Source organism: Alicyclobacillus suci, assembly GCF_017329615.1.
GTDB classification, from domain to species: Bacteria; Bacillota; Bacilli; order Alicyclobacillales; family Alicyclobacillaceae; genus Alicyclobacillus; species Alicyclobacillus suci.
Map to the genome: position 1 here is coordinate 114,689 of NZ_JAFMTW010000008.1, position 18,453 is coordinate 133,141.

At 52.7% G+C, this 18,453-nt stretch carries 13 protein-coding genes, 1 rRNA gene and 1 riboswitch; of the genes, 3 read left to right on the forward strand and 11 right to left on the reverse strand.

Going from position 1 to position 18,453, the window contains the following annotated elements:
* Nucleotides 1–104: 104 nt before the first annotated feature.
* From tnpA to J3482_RS06460, 4 genes are all read right to left on the reverse strand, one after another.
* Nucleotides 105–404 carry an IS66 family insertion sequence element accessory protein TnpA gene (tnpA, locus tag J3482_RS22115; protein WP_438938609.1) on the reverse strand — a complete coding sequence of 100 codons (300 nt, stop codon included), beginning with the start codon at nucleotides 402–404 and terminating at the stop codon, nucleotides 105–107.
* A 245-nt stretch (nucleotides 405–649) separates the two neighbouring features.
* A complete protein-coding gene (locus J3482_RS06450; protein ID WP_146824701.1) occupies nucleotides 650–2,839 on the reverse strand; it encodes an ATP-dependent Clp protease ATP-binding subunit in 2,190 nt (729 codons plus the stop codon).
* A gap of 151 nt (nucleotides 2,840–2,990) precedes the next feature.
* Complete coding sequence (locus J3482_RS06455; RefSeq protein WP_146824702.1) at nucleotides 2,991–3,947, reverse strand: alpha/beta fold hydrolase; 957 nt, start codon at nucleotides 3,945–3,947, stop codon at nucleotides 2,991–2,993.
* 63 nt (nucleotides 3,948–4,010) lie between these two features.
* A complete protein-coding gene (locus J3482_RS06460) occupies nucleotides 4,011–4,463 on the reverse strand; it encodes an anti-sigma factor (protein ID WP_146824703.1) in 453 nt (150 codons plus the stop codon).
* A 373-nt stretch (nucleotides 4,464–4,836) separates the two neighbouring features.
* On the opposite strand from J3482_RS06460, the gene J3482_RS06465 reads away from it, so the two are divergent.
* Together J3482_RS06465 and J3482_RS06470 are read left to right on the forward strand one after the other, a co-directional pair.
* Nucleotides 4,837–6,618, forward strand: coding sequence for a B12-binding domain-containing radical SAM protein (locus J3482_RS06465; RefSeq protein ID WP_206922206.1), 1,782 nt, complete (start codon nucleotides 4,837–4,839; stop codon nucleotides 6,616–6,618).
* Between the two features lie 164 nt (nucleotides 6,619–6,782).
* Entirely contained in the window at nucleotides 6,783–8,837 is a 2,055-nt protein-coding gene (locus J3482_RS06470) for a S9 family peptidase (RefSeq protein ID WP_206922207.1), read from the forward strand.
* A 146-nt stretch (nucleotides 8,838–8,983) separates the two neighbouring features.
* Here J3482_RS06470 and J3482_RS06475 read toward each other — a convergent pair whose 3' ends face one another.
* The 6 genes from J3482_RS06475 to J3482_RS06500 all read right to left on the reverse strand — a co-directional run bounded on the left by J3482_RS06475 (nucleotide 8,984) and on the right by J3482_RS06500 (nucleotide 16,031).
* Nucleotides 8,984–10,291 (reverse strand): replication-associated recombination protein A, encoded by a 1,308-nt coding sequence (locus J3482_RS06475; protein ID WP_146824706.1) that lies wholly within the window; start codon nucleotides 10,289–10,291, stop codon nucleotides 8,984–8,986.
* 97 nt (nucleotides 10,292–10,388) lie between these two features.
* Nucleotides 10,389–12,056 carry a formate--tetrahydrofolate ligase gene (locus J3482_RS06480; protein ID WP_328702339.1) on the reverse strand — a complete coding sequence of 556 codons (1,668 nt, stop codon included), beginning with the start codon at nucleotides 12,054–12,056 and terminating at the stop codon, nucleotides 10,389–10,391.
* On the reverse strand, nucleotides 12,047–13,309 hold the full coding sequence (locus tag J3482_RS06485) for a tRNA nucleotidyltransferase/poly(A) polymerase-related protein (protein WP_206922208.1): 1,263 nt from the start codon (nucleotides 13,307–13,309) through the stop codon (nucleotides 12,047–12,049). Before J3482_RS06485 ends, J3482_RS06480 begins: the two co-directional genes overlap by 10 nt.
* Before the next feature lie 227 nt (nucleotides 13,310–13,536).
* Nucleotides 13,537–13,833: an MTH1187 family thiamine-binding protein gene (locus tag J3482_RS06490; protein ID WP_021296894.1), complete on the reverse strand. Its 297-nt coding sequence runs from the start codon at nucleotides 13,831–13,833 to the stop codon at nucleotides 13,537–13,539.
* 48 nt (nucleotides 13,834–13,881) lie between these two features.
* Nucleotides 13,882–14,445 carry a cob(I)yrinic acid a,c-diamide adenosyltransferase gene (locus J3482_RS06495; RefSeq protein ID WP_206922209.1) on the reverse strand — a complete coding sequence of 188 codons (564 nt, stop codon included), beginning with the start codon at nucleotides 14,443–14,445 and terminating at the stop codon, nucleotides 13,882–13,884.
* A 41-nt stretch (nucleotides 14,446–14,486) separates the two neighbouring features.
* The gene (locus tag J3482_RS06500) at nucleotides 14,487–16,031 is read right to left on the reverse strand and encodes a cobyric acid synthase (RefSeq protein ID WP_206922210.1); all 1,545 of its coding nucleotides are present in this window, start codon (nucleotides 16,029–16,031) and stop codon (nucleotides 14,487–14,489) included.
* A gap of 177 nt (nucleotides 16,032–16,208) precedes the next feature.
* Nucleotides 16,209–16,415: riboswitch (cobalamin riboswitch) on the reverse strand.
* 241 nt (nucleotides 16,416–16,656) lie between these two features.
* Here J3482_RS06500 and J3482_RS06505 point away from each other — a divergent pair.
* Nucleotides 16,657–17,961 carry a L,D-transpeptidase gene (locus tag J3482_RS06505; protein ID WP_206922211.1) on the forward strand — a complete coding sequence of 435 codons (1,305 nt, stop codon included), beginning with the start codon at nucleotides 16,657–16,659 and terminating at the stop codon, nucleotides 17,959–17,961.
* A 192-nt stretch (nucleotides 17,962–18,153) separates the two neighbouring features.
* Here J3482_RS06505 and rrf read toward each other — a convergent pair.
* A 5S ribosomal RNA gene (gene rrf, locus J3482_RS06510) occupies nucleotides 18,154–18,270 on the reverse strand.
* Between the last annotated feature and the right edge of the window lie 183 nt (nucleotides 18,271–18,453).

Here is an 18,453-nt window from a genome sequence, read left to right on the forward strand (position 1 = left end):
ACAACCCCCCTGCCAAATCTTACACAACTCGGGTGGCTGTGACCCTGGCATGTGCACGTTGCTGTGTGACGGACAGGCCGTCCAGCAACCAGTTCAGTTCTCGTCTAGCATGTCGAGGCAAGAACGTTCACGAGTTGCTTAAGAAATTGCAGGTCACATCCCGGTTGAACTTCCATGGTGGCAGCACCGATGCGTATGGAAATAGGAGAACCTGATGAAGAAGGAGGAAGAGGCTCTACGGACACAGACACGAAACGCGGTTGATTGCCAGATAGTGAATCGGGGAACCGACGAATCCAGTACCACAGTTGATGCTCTTTGATGCCATTTTCAGCGCACCAAGCTGCACCCGACAGACCGCTAGCGCGAAACTGGTCAATGCGTTCCCGCCACGTCTCGCGCAACTACTCTAAATCCACTCTTTTCATTATTCTTTATCGGTAAGCTCTTTTTCTCCTCATATTTATATTTTATCATACTACGGTGTAAAGATTAGATACTTTCGCCTAGCGGCGAGCGCCTTATATCCCCATAGCTGAAGCTAGGAGTTTTACGCCTCAACTGATAAAAACAGAGGCCTGGCATCGACAACCGCCAGGCCTCTGTTACACAACATCCATTTTGCCGGAATATCAACGCAGGTTGAACATTACTTGTTGTTCTCTCCTGTTCGCACGACAATTCGCGAAGCGCGCGTGCGGTCAGTTCCGTCGGTCGCATTGTCCTCCACATCGACGACAAGGGCCGTTGCATCTGGCGTGTCAACAAGGACATCCGCAATCTGATCTTCCACTTGGTCTTGGATAACCCGGCGCAACGGCCGTGCACCAAGCAGCGGATGATACCCGAGTTCGCCAAGTTTCGCGACCGCGGCATCCGTCCAGGACAATGTAACGCCCTGCGCCTGTAGGACGTCCTTCAAGTCGTTCAGGAACAGTCCGACAATCTGCTTCAAATCAGATTTCGTCAATGGCGCAAAATCAACAATTGCGTCAAAGCGGTTGAGAAACTCCGGCTTAAAGTAGGCCGACAAGTGTCCAATCTGGGTCTCTGTGCTAGCCGTTGCGCCCTCCTGAACGTTGAAACCCATCGTCACCTTCTTGTCACCGACCCCCGCATTGCTCGTCATAATCAAAATCGTATCCTTAAAGCTCACTGTCCGACCCTGACTGTCTGTCAAGCGACCGTCCTCCATGATTTGCAAGAACATATGCTGAACGTCCGGATGCGCCTTTTCGATCTCGTCGAGCAGAATCAAACTATACGGATTGCGGCGCACCTGTTCTGTCAACTGACCGGCCTCGTCGTAGCCAACATAGCCCGGAGGCGACCCAATGAGTTTCGACACCGAGTGCTTCTCCATATATTCACTCATGTCGAGACGAATCATAGCGTCCTTACTGCCAAATAAGGTCAAGGCAAGGCTCTTCGCCAATTCCGTCTTCCCGACACCTGTTGGCCCGACAAAGAGGAAGGACCCAATCGGCCTATCGCCTTTGCGCAAGCCAGTCCGGCTGCGGCGCACCGCTTTGGCCACTTTCTGAACAGCTTCCGCTTGCCCAATGACGCGGCTCGCTAATTCCTTCTCCAAATCGCGTAATTTACTCTGCTCAGACGCTTGAATCTTTTGCACAGGTATCCCCGTCTTCTCTTCGACAATCGCCTGAATATCGCGCAGTGTGACTTCGACCGTCTTCGTGTCTGCTGGGGTGCGGGCAATGAGATCGCGTAAGCGCATTTCTTCCTTATGAAGCTCCGCAGCGCGTTCGTATGCTTCGACCTCCGTGGCCGCCTGTTTGTCCCGCACGACCTTCTCGAGTTGCGCCCGCAAATCTTCCTGCTGCTGATTGCCAATACGCAAATTCGCTTTCGATCCCGCCTCATCCAACAAGTCAATCGCCTTATCCGGCAGATAGCGGTCGGAGATATACCGGTTCGACAGCGTCACACATGCAGCAATCGCCTCATCCGTATAACGCACCTGGTGATACGCTTCATACTTCGGGCGGATACCCTGGAGAATTTGAATCGCTTCGTCAACCGTCGGTTCGTCAACCGTCACCGGTTGAAAACGCCGCTCCAGCGCCGCATCCTTTTCAATCTGGCGGTACTCTTTCAACGTCGTAGCGCCAATCACCTGAATGTCACCGCGAGCCAGTGCAGGCTTGAGGATGTTGCCAGCATCCATCGAACCCTGCGCTTGTCCAGCTCCGACCAATAGATGAATCTCGTCGATAAACAAAATGACTTCCGGGCGAGCTTGCAATTCTCGAATCAGATGGTTCATCCGCTCTTCAAATTGTCCACGGATTCCCGTGTCCGCGACAAGCGACGAAACGTCCAAATTATAAACCTGCTTATCTCGCAACTTGGCCGGTACATTTCCCTCTACAATGCGCAACGCCAATCCTTCTGCGATAGCCGTCTTTCCGACGCCCGGTTCGCCAATCAGGACAGGATTGTTTTTATTGCGCCGATTGAGAATTTCAATGACGCGGGCAATTTCCTTGTCGCGGCCAATCACCGGATCGATCCGGCCTTCCTTCGCCCAATCAGTCAAGTTTCGCCCGTATTCGTCAAGGAAACCACCGCCACGTTTGCGGGTACCGCCTGGTTGCATCGGCATCTCCTGTGCTGCAGGCGCCATGCCAGAAAGCATCTCAAACATATCGTCCATCGACGGAAACCCGCCAAATGGTCCCATATTCACAGGCGATTTATAAGAGGCTCGAAGTTTTCCAAAACATTCGGCACATACATGTAATGCATTTTTGTGTCCATTCACATTGACGCGAACTTCTGTGTTCGCCGGATGTTCTTTACAAATATCACAACGCATGTTTCAAGACCTCCTTCGTCATATTCACATTCGTTGTTGACTTTAACTTTCTTTGACCTTTTGACGTCAAATTGACTTTGACTAACTTTGATTATATACAGTTTTGATCAATTTGCAAGTGGGCTACGAAACCATGGCGGCGCGATTCGCTCTAAAGTCCACACATAAATTGAAGAATTTTATCAGACATTCCAGGCAGCGACTCGTGCCCGAAATCCGGGAACAACTCTAACCGTTTCTCCGCCGTAATCTTGTTATACGCGGCAAATTGCGTCGATGGCGGGCACACCGTATCCATCAGACCCATCCCCCACATGACTCGTCCGCGAATGCGCGGCGCCAGGTGCTGAATGTCAATATAGCCAAGCCGTGTGAAGATTTCAGCTTCCCGTATGTGCTGCGGATCATGATTTCGAAAGAACGGCACAATCTCCTCCAAACAGCCACCCAAATCCATTTCCCAAGCCCGCCGATAGTCGCTGAGAAATGGGTAGACAGCAGCGCACCTCCGAATACGCGGTTCCAATGCGGCACAAACGACAGCCAGCGCACCACCTTGCGACCATCCCATGACACCGATACGATGCGAATCAACCTCTGGAAATGCCATGACAAGATGTGCAAGTTGTACCGTATCTAAATAAATCTGACGATACAAAAGGTTGTCTGGTGCATCCTCCAAGCCGCGGATAATATGACCACGGTACGTTGTTCCCCGCACACGCCCCGAATCCTCTGAGCGGCCTCCTTGGCCACGGCAGTCCATCGCAATCACCGAATATCCTAGCGATGTATATACCAGTTTTTCCGACCAGTCTCCTGCACTCCCCTTATAGCCATGAAATTGAAGCACAGCCGGATGCGGCGAACGCGCGCGCTTTGGGCGCAAATATTGCGCATGAATTCTCGCGTTGCGAACACCCGTGAAATAGATATCATAACACGCCACGTCCGGCACCGAAAACGAGCTCTCTACCATTTCCAACTGTGAATCCACAGTGTGCAATTCCTCCAGCGCTTGCTCCCAAAACATATCAAAATCATCTGGTTTCGGATTTCTTCCTAGATACAACCTTAATTCCGTAAGCGTCATATCGATAGCTGGCACGAACCTCGTCCCCTAACGTCATCAGATTAAAATGTGTTTTTTGGAGCGAAACAACCGTTGAACCTAGATGCGGTGTATATCATTGCGGAGGTGCCATCCCCCATTCCGTACGGAGTGGGAGATATGTGCCCATGCCGAGTCACCAATGGCTTCAAAGTGGACAAAGTGATGGATGTGCAGCAAAGCGGCAATAGTCAAGATGACAGCTGTCGCTGGAACGGACACCATTGCAAAACGTCTTGACACCCAAATGGTGGCGCGCCCAGGGAAACGAGGCGAATGGTCCTTTTTCTGGAAATTACATAAATTTGTATTTCTCATCTGATCTACTGGCGCATTCGCCTCGCTTGGTGGACGTTGTAAATCGCGGAGAATTTGCCGATATTCAATCAAATCTGCCTGACAGGTGAAACAAGTAGGAAGATGCCGCTCAAATCGCTTGCGACACAGTTCGTCGTGCAGTTCACCAAGTGCATAATCGAGACAATACCTGCATTGGTCATGCATGTTCTCCATTCATACCTCACTTCTGTATGTTTGCGCCGTGTCGGCAGTCCAATCAATGCGAATCTATCTACCGTAACCCATCGCCCAAATGTATCACGGGCCTGTCCAATTCATCATACCACCAAGTCGCGTTGACGACGACGCTGCCACCGATAAACATACAATACTCCACAAATTCTCCATACAACATAAGAGACGAGCCGATATACTCTATCCTACACAAACCTACTTCGGACAGCGTTGCTCGCAGCTGTCCGCTTTTTTATTCTCCGGCAGCCACAGGGTTTACAGACGTACACACTCGTTTACCCTATAAGCAGAGATTCCACTTTTTCAATTACGTTCCCTATCAGCGATTCTCGTATCCGAAAGGAGCACGCCGATGAACGTCGTATTGGCCACACTCAACGCCAAATATATTCACTCTTCACTTGCACTGCGCTACTTAAAAGCTTATGTCGAACGAGACTTCCCCAACACATGCATCCGCGAATACACCATCAAAGAGCCTGCAGCAAAAATCGTCGCGGACTTGTATGCAAAGAAACCAGACGTCATCGGTTTCTCCGTATATATCTGGAACGTCGAGCAGACGTTACCCATCCTCACGATGCTCAAGAAAGTACTGCCCAAAACCATCATCGTCCTAGGCGGTCCAGAAGTCTCGTACGACACGAAATATTGGATGAAGCGTTGCCCGGACATCGACGTCATTGTCCGTGGTGAAGGGGAATCGGCATTTCACGAACTGCTATGCGCCTTCTCCAGATGTGAAACTATCGCCAATATCCGCGGCATCGCCTATCGTGAGGGCGAGCACATCCATATCACCCCCGCACGGGTGCAACAACCCCTTGAGGAGCTTCCAAGTCCGTATCAAGATCTCGCGGATATTCAATCGTTACAACATCGAATCGTCTATTACGAGACCAGCCGCGGTTGTCCGTTCTCCTGTCAGTTTTGCTTGTCCTCTATTGAATCTGGCGTTCGCTACTTCCCGATGGAACGCGTGAAAACTGACCTTAAACGACTCATCGACGAGGGTATCCGAATCATTAAATTTGTCGATCGGACATTCAACCTACACCGCAAATATGCCCTTGAATTGTTTTCGTTTCTCATCGAACACAGAGGCAACACCATCTTCCAATTCGAGATAACTGGCGACATCCTGCACAAAGACATCGTCAAGTTCCTCAGAGAAAACGCCCCAGAAGGGCTATTTCGGTTTGAAATCGGCGTGCAGTCAACCAACGACCTGACCAATCAACTCGTCAAACGCCGTCAAAATTTCGAACGCCTGCGCGATACGATTCTCGCAATCAAGGATTGCGGCAACATCGTACAACACCTCGACCTAATTGCTGGACTGCCCGAGGAAGATTACGCGTCGTTTAAAACGACCTTCAACGACGTATTTGCGTTCGAACCAGACGAGTTGCAGTTGGGATTCCTGAAAATGCTGCGCGGTACTGGTATGCGCGCACGAGCTGCCGAATTTGGCTACGTGTACATGGATCACGCACCGTACGAAATATTTTCAAACCACGTACTATCGTACGACGATGTGCTTCGAATTAAGCAAGTCGAAGATGTACTCGAAAAATATTGGAACGAGGGCAAGGTGCGTCATACAGTTCGCTATCTGACTCGACACGTATTTGCATCGCCTTTTGATTTTTTCCAAGCTTTCGGCGACTACTGGCAACAACGCGGCTGGGATACCATTGGACATCAGCTCGACGACTTGTATACCCGACTCGATGCATTTCTCGCAACCACCTGCGAACCTGCACAACGACAAGCGGCCAACGCCTATATGATGTACGACTTTCTCTTGCAACATCGAGTACGGCCACACAAAGTCTGGTGGCAAAAAACGGTGCGGCGTGCTGACCGTGGGCAACTCATCGCCAAGATTGGAGCGCAAACACAAATCCTCGGCGATGCATTGAATCCTCTTTCCTTCAACCCGAATGCCCTCGAAAAACACAGTGTCATTGAACTTCTGCCATGGCATATCTATCCCGATGCGCCCCATTTAAATCCAACACCGCAACCGGCGCTGTTGGTGGTGTATTACCCACCGGGGCTACAAAAAGGGCAGTCCCCGATAGCAAAGATCTATCCATGGTCACAAGCCACACAGGATTTCGTCTCCTGAGGCTTTGCGCAATTAGGTGAAACGCTCGCGAGGCGCGTTTGAATTTTCCGCATCATACCTGCTATCCTGATTGAATCATCGAACGGATACGCGATGGGTTTGTGTTCGCCCTGCGCGCACCATCCATCACGTCTTTGCGCATCCGATACATGAGGAGGATCCACATGCAACCCCCAAAGGCAAAACGCATTCCACATCCACACGTATTACACGACCATGTGCGCCCAGACGACTACTACTGGTTGCGAGAACGCGAGAACCCGGAAGTCATCCAGTACCTTGAAGCAGAAAATCAGTACTACGACGCCCACATGAGGCCACTTGCGCCATTGGCAAATAAAATTTACGAACAGATGGTCGCACGGATTCCGGAAGCGGAAAACGATGTCCCCGCGGTACACGGGCCCTTCTATTACTACAAAAAAATGGACAAACACTTACAGTACCCGATTTACGTGCGCAAACGCGCATCGTCTCGGGATGATTTAGCCACAGCCTCCGAGGAGATGGTGCTCGATGTCAACGCGCTGGCCAGAGACGGCGAGTATCTCAGTGTCACAGTCCTGCGTATCAGCCCGGACCACCGCCGTTTAGCGTACCTTGAGAATCGCGATGGCACAGATAAATACACGCTGTGCGTGCGCGATATCGAAACGGGTGAGATGCTATCCGAAAAGATAGAGAACGTGTTTATTGACGAAAGCGTGGAATGGGACAGCACTGGCGAGTTTCTGTACTATCTGACCGTCGATGAAAGCCAACGCCCTTATCGCCTGTGGCGTCACGAACTTGGACACACGGGTCCCGACGAATTGTTGTACGAAGAGACGGATATCACGTTTACGCTCAGCCTCGCAAAGTCGCGCAGCGGACGTTACCTATTCCTTACATCGTCGACCAAGACGACGAGTGAGGTCCACTTTATCGCTGCAGATGCGAAACCGGAATCCCTCCATGTCGTTGAGGAGCGCCGCGCGGGAATTCTCTACGAAGTCGAACATTGGGGCGAGGATTTTCTTATCCTCTCCAACGAAGGTGCGACAAACTTTCGCCTCTGGCGCTGCCCGACCGACGATTTGGCACCAGCCGGGCGAACAGAGCTCTTTGCGTATGACAAGACGCGCTATCTCCAGGCAGTGTACCCATTTAAGGAGGCGCTTGTCATCAGCGGACGCGAAGACGGCCTGACGGCATTATGGGTGTACCGCGACGGAAGCCTCACGCGCCTTGAGTGGGACGAACCTTTGTATACCGTTGCCATGGGACACAACCTGAGTTACGACACGACCGAAGTGCTCATCGAATACGAGTCCTATCTGACGCCAAAGACGACCTATTTGTATCACCTCGATACAGGTTCAAAGACGCCCCTGCAAGTGGCGCCCGTCGCTGGTGAATTTACGCCGGAATCGTATCGCCAGGAGCGCCTGTTCGCGACCGCGCCGGACGGAATCCGCGTACCGATGACCATCGTCTATCGAAAGGATGCCTTCGCGAATGGTCCGGCTCCGTTGATGCTCTCGGGATACGGGTCATATGGCATCACAAGTGATCCTCATTTCGACGCGGCGCGCCTCCCCTTCCTCGACTCAGGCATCGTGTTCGTCACGGCGCAGGTTCGCGGCGGGTCAGAAATGGGCCACGATTGGTATGAAGAGGGCAAGTTGTTAAACAAGCGGAACACGTTCACCGATTTCATTGCAGTGGCTGAAGACCTCATCGCGCGTGGCTACACGACAGCGGATAAAATGGCAGCTCGCGGCGGGAGTGCGGGCGGTCTCTTAGTGGGAGCCGTGGCGAATATGGCCGGGCACTTATTCAAAGTCATCACGCCAGCGGTACCGTTTGTCGACGTCGTGACGACCATGCTCGATGCGTCGATCCCGCTCACGAGCTTAGAATGGGATGAATGGGGCAACCCAACAGACAAGACGTACTACGACTACATGTTATCTTATAGTCCATATGACAATGTCGAAGCGAAAGCGTACCCGCACATGCTCGTCACAACCGGCCTGAATGATCCACGCGTCGCTTATTGGGAACCAGCGAAGTTTGTTGCGCGGCTACGGGCGACCAAAACGGACAATAATACGCTGCTACTTAAAACAAATATGGGGGCAGGACACTTCGGCGCATCGGGGCGATTCAACCACCTCAAAGAGGCAGCGGAACATTACGCCTTCATCCTCGACAAGTTAGGCGTCGACATGACGTGAACACGACGTGAATGGCGGCCAGATTGACACTTCTTCGCCCGCCGTTTTTTACACACCACAATCACAAGAGGTCGTCTCCCCGAACGGTGACGACCTCTTTGCGTTGCAATCGTGACAGTCCCCCACAACGTTCTCTCCAAGTCGATTTAATCGGCCTTCGGCTTCGCTTTGCCGCCGCTGCGGATATACGCATAACGCTCAGCGAACTGCTTCTCTTGGCCCAACCCTTTGGGCTGATAGTACTGCGTACCGACCAAAGCATCGGGTAAATACTGCTGTTCGACCAAGCCTTCCGGGTAATTATGCGGATACTTGTAGTCGACACCGCGTCCCAACTTCTTGGCACTAGCGTAATGCGCATCTTTTAAGTGAACGGGAATCTCGCCGACATGTTTTGTCTCCACATCTTGCATCGCACGGCCAATCGCCGTGGTTACCGAATTGGACTTCGGCAGCAAACACAGCTCCATCACAATTTTGCTCAGTGGCAACTGCGCCTCGGGAAAACCAAGTCGCTCCGCAGACTCAATTGCGGCGATAGCGTGCGAGGTTGCAGCGGGAAACGCCAACCCAACATCTTCGTCCGCAACACAGAGAATGCGGCGGGAGAGGCCGATGAGATCACCTGATTGAATCAAACGCGCCAAGTAGTGGAGTGCCGCATCGACATCGCTACCGCGCAGACTTTTGTGAAACGCACTGAGTAAATCGTAATGACCATCGCCATTTTTGTCTGACGACAGACTCTTTTTTTGCAGGCATTCGACCGCAATTTCGACCGTGATGTGAATCGTTCCATCGGCGGCCGGATCTGTCGACAATACCGCGATTTCAACGGCATTGAGCGCCTTTCGCATATCGCCACCAGACGCCTCAGCGAAATGGCGCAAGGCTTCCGAATCTAAGCGCACGGCATATTTGCCAAGCCCCCGCTCCGTGTCAGCCAGCGCACGCTCGATACCTTGTTCAATATCCCTTGGCTCCAGCGACTTCAGTTCAAGTATTTGACATCGGCTGCGCACAGCTGGGTTGACGTCGTGAAATGGATTCGCCGTGGTCGCAGCGACCAGCGTAATGAGCCCACTCTCGGTATATGGCAAAAGATAATCCTGCTGTTTCTTATTAAAGCGATGAATTTCATCAAGAAACAAAATCGTCGTGCCTTGCATTTTCGCATCAGCAACAATTTTCTCAACGTCTTTCTGGCCAGCATCCACCGCATTCAGCTCGGCAAACGGCAAGTTTAAGGTGTTGGCCAAGGCATTTGCGATGGTCGTCTTTCCTGTTCCCGGCGGTCCATACAGCAAAATCGACACGGGCCGCTTGGCCTTCACCATACGATGAATAAACCTGCCAGGTGCAAGGAGGTGTCTCTGTCCGATTACCTCATCGAGCGTGCGCGGACGCATCCGATACGCTAATGGCTCATTTTTTATCGATTCAAAGAGAAACATGGTTGGGCACCAATCCCTTCTTCATGCACATCAAGCGCCCTTTGAGCAACCATCCACACAATCACCACACAATGCGTAAAAATGACTAAAAATGACCTTAAAACAAGCCGGTGATAGTCCCCTGCTCGTCGATATCGATTTTTAGCGCATTCGGTATCTTCGGAAGCCCTGGCATCGTCATAATATCGCCTGTCAAACAGACAATAAAACCAGCGCCCAGTGAGGCGCGCACCTCGCGAACGGTTATCTGAAAACCGCTGAGCTGTCCACGCAACGTCGCGTCATCTGAAAAGGAATACGGCGTCTTCGCGATACAAACGGCCAAATTCCCCCAGCCGTTCGCCTCGCATTCCGCCAATTGTCTTCTCGCCACATCGCTAAAGACAACGCCAGCTGCCTCATATACCTCTGTGGCAACTCGCTCAATTTTATCGACAAGTGGCGCTTCTAACGGATACAACGGTCGAAAGTCACTTGCACCTGATTCCACCTGTTTAACGACCTTTTTCGCCAAATCGACGCCTCCGAGTCCACCCTGCGCCCACACTTCCGCACGCGATACCATAAACCCTTGTTCGTCACACAGTTGTTCGACCAACGTTAACTCGGCTTCCGTGTCATCCGCAAAACGGTTCAAGGCTATCACAAATGGCACACCAAATTTGCTGACAATGCGGGCATGGTGTTTGACATTCTCAAAACCGCGTTGGATTGCCTCGAGATTCTCCTGCGCCAATTCGCTGCGTCGAACGCCGCCATGGTACTTCATCGCGCGCACCGTGACGACAATCACAGCGGCATCTGGGTGAAGGCCGCCTTTGCGCGACTTGATATCAAAAAACTTTTCCGCACCCAAATCAGAGCCAAAACCAGCCTCTGTCACCACGTACTCGCCGAGGTTCAACGCCATTTTCGTAGCTATCAACGAATTGCACCCATGCGCAATATTGCCAAATGGCCCACCATGGACAATCGCCGGTGTGCCTTCTAGGGTCTGCACGAGATTGGGGCGGATAGCATCCTTTAAAAGGACGGCCAATGCGCCTTCAGCGCCTAAGTCATGAACGGTCACAGGTTGTTTGTCATACGTATAGCCAATTAGAATCGCGCCCAACGCTTCTTTCAGTTCCGAAAACGACTCGACTAAGCAAAGTATGGCCATCATTTCGGAAGCAACTGTAATATCAAACCCCGATTCTCGGACCACCCCATTGTTATCTCCGAGACCGACAATGATGCGGCGGAGTGAGCGGTCGTTGAGATCGACAACGCGTTTCCAAACAATGCGCTTCGGGTCGAGATGCAAGTCGTTCCCCTGGTGAAGGTGGTTGTCAATCAAGGCACTTAATAGGTTATGGGCCGCGGTGATGGCGTGAAAGTCCCCGGTGAAATGCAAGTTCAGGTCGGCCATCGGCAGTATCTGCGCATAGCCACCACCAGCCGCACCACCTTTCAAGCCAAAATTCGGACCGAGCGACGGTTCCCGAATACACACAATCGCATTCTTGTTCAGCTGGTTTAAGGCTTGGCCAAGGCCGACCGTAACCGTTGATTTCCCCTCGCCTGCGGGCGTCGGACTCATCCCCGTCACCAGTACGAGTTTGCCTGGCTGACGAGACCGATGAAGAAGAGACAAATCTAGCTTCGCTTTATACCTGCCATATGGCTCCCAATCGGCTTCGTCTAAGTGCAACTGATTGGCAATGTCTGATATGGCGCGCATCTGAATCGACTGAGCAATCTCAATATCCGTCTTCACGGTAATCCTCCCTTACGGGCCTGTTGCAGCGCTGTCGCCCGAGCTTCCCGCAGCGCTTCGCCAAATTCCTTCCCCGTGGCGTCCGTATTCAGTGACTTCCCCGAAACCGACTGAATCACACGCCAGTAATCAGGCATCGATTCTGCGTTCGGGCTATAGGCATTCGGATTGTTGCGTCCCCTGTCGTCGGCCATTCCGATAATAGAGAAACCATCGACGCCAAGCGGTGTGCGATGGGCGTCTGTGAGGAGATCGACGACTTTCGTACACTTCATCTTATCTAACACGTGAATCTTCATATGTTGCTCGGTTGCAAATAAAGCCGCCTGTGTCCAGTGCGTGGGCAGTCGCAGACGTGCACAGAGATGCTTGACCAGAGGCACACCAGCCACCTCGTGCCCGTGGTGCGCAGGCCATTTGTGACGCGGCGTGCGCGCCTTGCCAACATCGTGCACCAACGCGGCAAAACGCACTTCTGCACGCGTCGTCAACGCTGCGGCAGCATCAAGAACCTGCATCGTGTGTTCGAAGGCATCACCTTCCGGGTGCCACTTCACCGGCTGCTCAACGCCCTCCAGCGCAGCAACCTCCTTGAAATGGACATCCAACACACCTGCGCGATGCAGCCAACGAAAGAAAAGTGACGGTTTGTCAGACGCCAAAGCGCGCTTAAGTTCCACAAACACACGCTCCGGGCTCAACGACGTCAGTTCCGCACGCAGTTTTCGCATCATGAGGAGCGTGTCGTCAGCAATCATAAAGTTCAACTGCGCCGCAAACCGTGCCGCGCGATAGACCCGTAAGGGGTCTTCCGAAAAAGCCGCGGACACCGCCCGAATCACCCCTTGGTCAATATCCTGGCGGCCACCGTATGGGTCAAACATCTCTTCTGTCAACACGTCGACTGCCATGGCGTTGACCGTCAAATCGCGACGATATAAATCCTGCTCAATCGTTACCTCCGGTGTCGATACGACCTCAAATCCTTTGTGACCCTGACCGACCTTGCGCTCCATCCTCGCCAACGCAAATTCCGTCACCACATCGTCCACTGTCATGCGGAACACAGCAAATGCCGCACCGGCGACAAACGCGTCTGGAAACAATTCTCGAAACGTTTCAGCCCGAATCCCTGTGACACAGTAATCGCTATCCGTCGCTGCCCGGCCCATATAGGCGTCACGCACTGCACCTCCGACAAGGTACAGCCGTCCACCCACATCTGCAATTTTCCGTGCAATGGCGTAAATTTCCTTCACGTCTTAGACACCCTCGTTCAACATCGATAACTTTCATCAACCACTCGTGTCGCGTTTGATAAGCCGATTCATCCGCATCATCTCGTCCCATTGTAACGCGGATTTAGTTTTCCGCACACCCACCCGTCGATACCCTAGCGCCAAGCGTTGCAAAGCAAACCAAAAAAGCCGCCCGAAGCAGCATCTACTGCTGCAAGGACGGCCACCACGCATCAAGAAATCGAAGCTTACTGCAACGACTCCTGTGCACTTTCGACACTTTGTTCCATAGTCATCGGTTTATCCATGCGCTGGTCAATCGTCATATTCGTGACCACTCGCGTCGCACCAGCAAGCGCTTCTTCGTGGATCTCTTTCGCGACATCCATCAAATCAGCCAATTCTCCCTCAATGACGGTCGAAGTCGGGGTCACCTGATACTTCAGTCCCCGTTTCTCAATCAACCGTAGCGCTTGCCCGACGTGCGAACTGAAACTTGACGTATTCGTACCGACCGGAACGATATTGATTTCAAGTAGTGGCATCACACACACCTCCAGACACTCAGTGGGGTCTGTGTTAGGTTGCCATGTTCAACGAAATACATCCGCACTGTGCTCGTAGGCGACATCTGGTTGTTCGTTGCGCGCGTTGACTGCGCGGGCGAGCACAAACAACAGATCAGACAACCGATTCAAATATTTCAGCGTCGGCGCGTGTATGTCTTCCACCTGCATCAACGCCACCGTTCTACGCTCTGCGCGGCGAACCACTGTGCACGCCACGTGCAAATAGGCGGATCCGATACTTCCACCGCGAAGGACGAACTTCTTGATAGCGTCCGCCTCTTCTTTATACTTATCGATAATGGGTTCAAGCGTGGCTGCGGCGTCCTCCGGCGTTCGAAACGTATACTTTTCACTATTGACGGCTGCTAAGTCCGCCCCCACATCCCATAATGTCTGCTGAACGTCGAGAAGTAAGGTGGCGATATCCTCGTGTCCCTCTTGCGTGAGGTGGCTTGCTGCCAATCCTATAAACGATCCCGCCTCATCCACCGTCCCATACGCCTCAACCCGCAAGTCGTTCTTGTATCGGCGAATCCCGCCAATCAGCGCCGTCTTTCCTTTATCCCCACCGCGCGTATAAATCCTCAATATTATTCACTCCCTTATCACGCTGATATTCTAACCGGACGTCAGACTGGTTGGCCGTCTACCCGCACCCCGCTGGGTTGACCGATACGCGCATACACCGGCCGCAAATCGAGATGCTGCCGTACCACATTTGCCAATCGGTCGTACGCGGCAGTCCGCAAATCAGCTATGCTGTGCGCCGATTCTTGGAGGTTGAGCCCAAACGCCTGACAAACGGAAGACATCCATTGCTTGCGAAACTCGTCATTATCAAAGATACCATGTAGATATGTCCCCACAACGCGTCCTTCAAGCGATATTGCGCCATCTGGTCGCAACGCCTGCTCACCGTCACGCTGCACCATCGCAAAAGCCTCAGCCTCCGGCAGATACGTCGTCACGCCCATATGAATTTCGTAGCCACACAACCGTATCCTTTCCTCCCCCTGTGCTGCGTAGCCCTGGACCAATACCGTTGCTTTCTCTCGCGCCATCGTCGTCTCCACCGGCAACATGCCTAGACCTGTTTGCACACTTGTCATCGACTCCTGGCCGTCGGGATCATACACAGCTTGCCCTAACATTTGATAGCCGCCACAGACGCCAAACACGAATGCACCGCGCTCGGCAGCCGCCCGAATCGCCGCAGCCCACCCGGTTTGATGAAGCCACGCCAAGTCGTCCATCGTATTCTTGGTGCCAGGCAAAATGACGACATGCGACTGGCCGATTTCCTCAGGTGTCTGACAAAAAGCCGCGTCAATGCCGGATTCGAGAAACAGCGGATCAAAATCTGTGAAATTCGAGATGTGCGGCAATTGGACAATGGAAACCCGCAAAGCGTCCGAAGTGTGCGACGACACGCGACGATAACGCGCTCCCTCGATGCCCATCGAATCCTCTTCCTCAATACCAATATCGTCTACATAAGGAATAACGCCGAGAACCGGCACGCCTGTGTAAGATTCCAAGAGCCGCACCCCATCGTCAAACAAAGTTGTGTCTCCCCGAAACTTGTTGACGATAATCCCCTTTACGCGACTGCGCTCGTCCGGCGTCAGCAACTGCATCGTCCCGACCAGTGAAGCAAAAATGCCGCCCCGGTCAATATCAGCCACCAACAATACATCCGCATCGGCCATTTGAGCCGTGCGCATATTGGCAATTTCCGTCTCTTTCAGGTTCATCTCAACGGGGCTGCCAGCCCCTTCGATGACAATGACATCGTACCGCTCAGCCAAGTATGTATAGCTTTCCACCACAGATGTCCAAATCTCTCCAAGCCTGTCGCGATAATACGCTCGCGCTGACGTCGTATCGTACACACGTCCTTGCAGCACCACTTGGGATTGGTCTTTCCCCGTAGGTTTGAGCAATACGGGATTCATATGCTCATTCGGCTGCAACCCACACGCGACTGCCTGCACGGCCTGCGCCCGTCCGATTTCCCTCCCCGACGGCGTCACCGCCGAATTGAGGGACATGTTCTGCGACTTAAACGGCGCCACGCGGTACCCGTCTTGATACAGAATGCGACATATTGCAGTGCACAGTACACTCTTGCCGACATTCGAAGCTGTCCCCACGACCATGACAGCTTTCGCCATGGCTTTGCCCCCTCTCGTGTTTCACACACGCGATGCACTTCCACCACAAATCTCTATTTCATAGACGCAAAGTTACAACCAACCCCAACACAAAAAACACTCCTTCATCAGCGGATGGGAGTGCTTGTAAAAGGCGGTAGCCGCCCCACAAACACCTCCCTATCGACCGTAGGTTAACGGTGTTGTCGAAAGAAGGCAGGTCTCCTGGCTCAGGTTCATCGCGCTCCAGCACCCTTCCCAGGCTTGACACCCAGTGGCAGTTGCCAGCACTCCCCATCACAGTGGCGGGACCGCATCGGATTTGCACCGATTTCCCTATTAAGTCCACACACGCATGCAATCCAACGCAACTCGCGTGCGAACACCTTCATCGAACATAAATTCCATGACCGGATTCAGTTCATGCCTGCAATTACAACAACGTACGCTCAATTGTTTCATATACTACACGTCGCGATTCCCGTCGTCTAGCACTGATGCGATAGGCAGTCACTGAACCACCCCGCAGCTACGTCTACAATCGCTCACTCCATCATACGTATCAACCACAGACACCAGTTTGTCCAGCCATGTACTCGCACAAAATGACCCACCTGGTGCACTATTTCAGAAAGGCCGATGATAGATGACGAAATTAACGCCTGGCTTACGACAACTAAAACCCGGTGTGTTCATCCATGACAGCGATAGTCAATATGAACTAAAAGCTATGCGCTATCGTGCATACACGCCCAGTTCACCGATTCACGAAGCAAAACTACTTGTCCGCGCCGGTCAATATAAACAAGCAAAAGCGCTGTACCTCTCCCTCTTGCGCCATAAGGAAAACTTCGCGCTGCATCGCCAACTCGCGCCCTTACTGACGTATGACGAAACCTTGGCGATGATTGATAAGTACTGGGACTACAAAAAACTGCGCCATTTCTATCAAGAACGCGCCAAAACATACCCCATTTCGGGCCAGCGACAATCTCGCACGAGATGGTTACCCTGGCTGCTGGTCGGCCTGGCGCTTGTTTCCCTACCACTCCTGTACGGTTTGCACCGTTATCTGCACCGAGTCACCACGACCAACATCGAAGAAACGTACCAAAACACCATCCAGCATATTGCACAACTCCCCACCTTCCAGTTTGCGGGAACGATTCACGTTCCAACGGAAGACTCAGACGCGATTGTCCATACAGTGGATACGGCCTCCATGACACCCGAAGCCGCTTACGAGCTTCTCGACAATTCCGTTCCCGTAGGGTATGCCGTGAACCATGGCAACAACCAATTTAGCATCTACCTGTTACAAAACACGACCAATACGTCATCTGGACAACCTGTCAACGACGTCGTCTCACAACCGGGCATTTCAGCCACTCAACTCAATACTGTACGCACGGCCTATCAATACTATCTCGCTACACACGCCAATCAGCCGCCTGCAAAACTCACAGCCCTTGAGGGAATGGTACCGTCTAGCATCGACTTGTCCACTATTCCCTACGTCCCCGTTACCGATCCGTCCACCGCCATCACCAACGGCACATCCCAACCCGTGCCGTTTGTCAAACCTGTCGTCTACATCAACTTGCAAAAACGTACTTTGTCCCTGCAGCTCAACGGCAAAACCGTGCTGCACACGCCAGTCGGAATCGGCAACACGAACAATCCCACCCCGACAGGCGACTTCACCGTCTCTGAGCGCAAAGTCAATCACACAGCCGGCGTCTATGGACAATACATCTTCCCGCTCAACGAAAGCAGCTATGCGCTCCACGGCACCGATGACGAACACCGCATCGGCTCTGCCGATTCACTTGGCTGCATCGAGATTCCAAGTGCCGCCCTGCAAAAATTGTACGACACCATCCCTGTCGGCACCCAAGTCCTTATCCAAAATGGCGACACACCAGCGCCCCCGACGTCATTCCGCGCGTAGGGCGACTGTGATGGGACGCTGGGCCAGCGGCCGGGTCGGGTCGGAAACTCCCGTCTTATTAAGACACCCCACCCGCTGCCAGCGCCTTGCCACCTGCCATCAGCCCAACCATCCATCGCAATCTCCATCCCAACACAAAAAGAGCCCCAAGGTCCCGCCTTCTCAGCGTTCCCCTCAGGGCCCTTCTCTCTCGCCTGGCAACGTCCTACTTTCCCAGGAGGTCTCCCTCCAAGTATCCTCGGCGCTCGAGGTCTTCACGTCCGTGTTCGGGATGGGTACGGGTGTTTCCCCTCCGCCATTATCACCAGACAAAGCTTCCGCTCCGCTCAGGTTCCACACACTCTCGCTTCCCCTTACGTCGCTTCCACTGTGGTTGTTTTATGTACCTTCCTCGCGCCTGACTATGGAACAACCTCTTCTTCTGTTCGGGTGAAGCCCTCGACCGATTCGTATCTGTCCGCTCCACGTATCACTACGCTTCCACGCCAGACC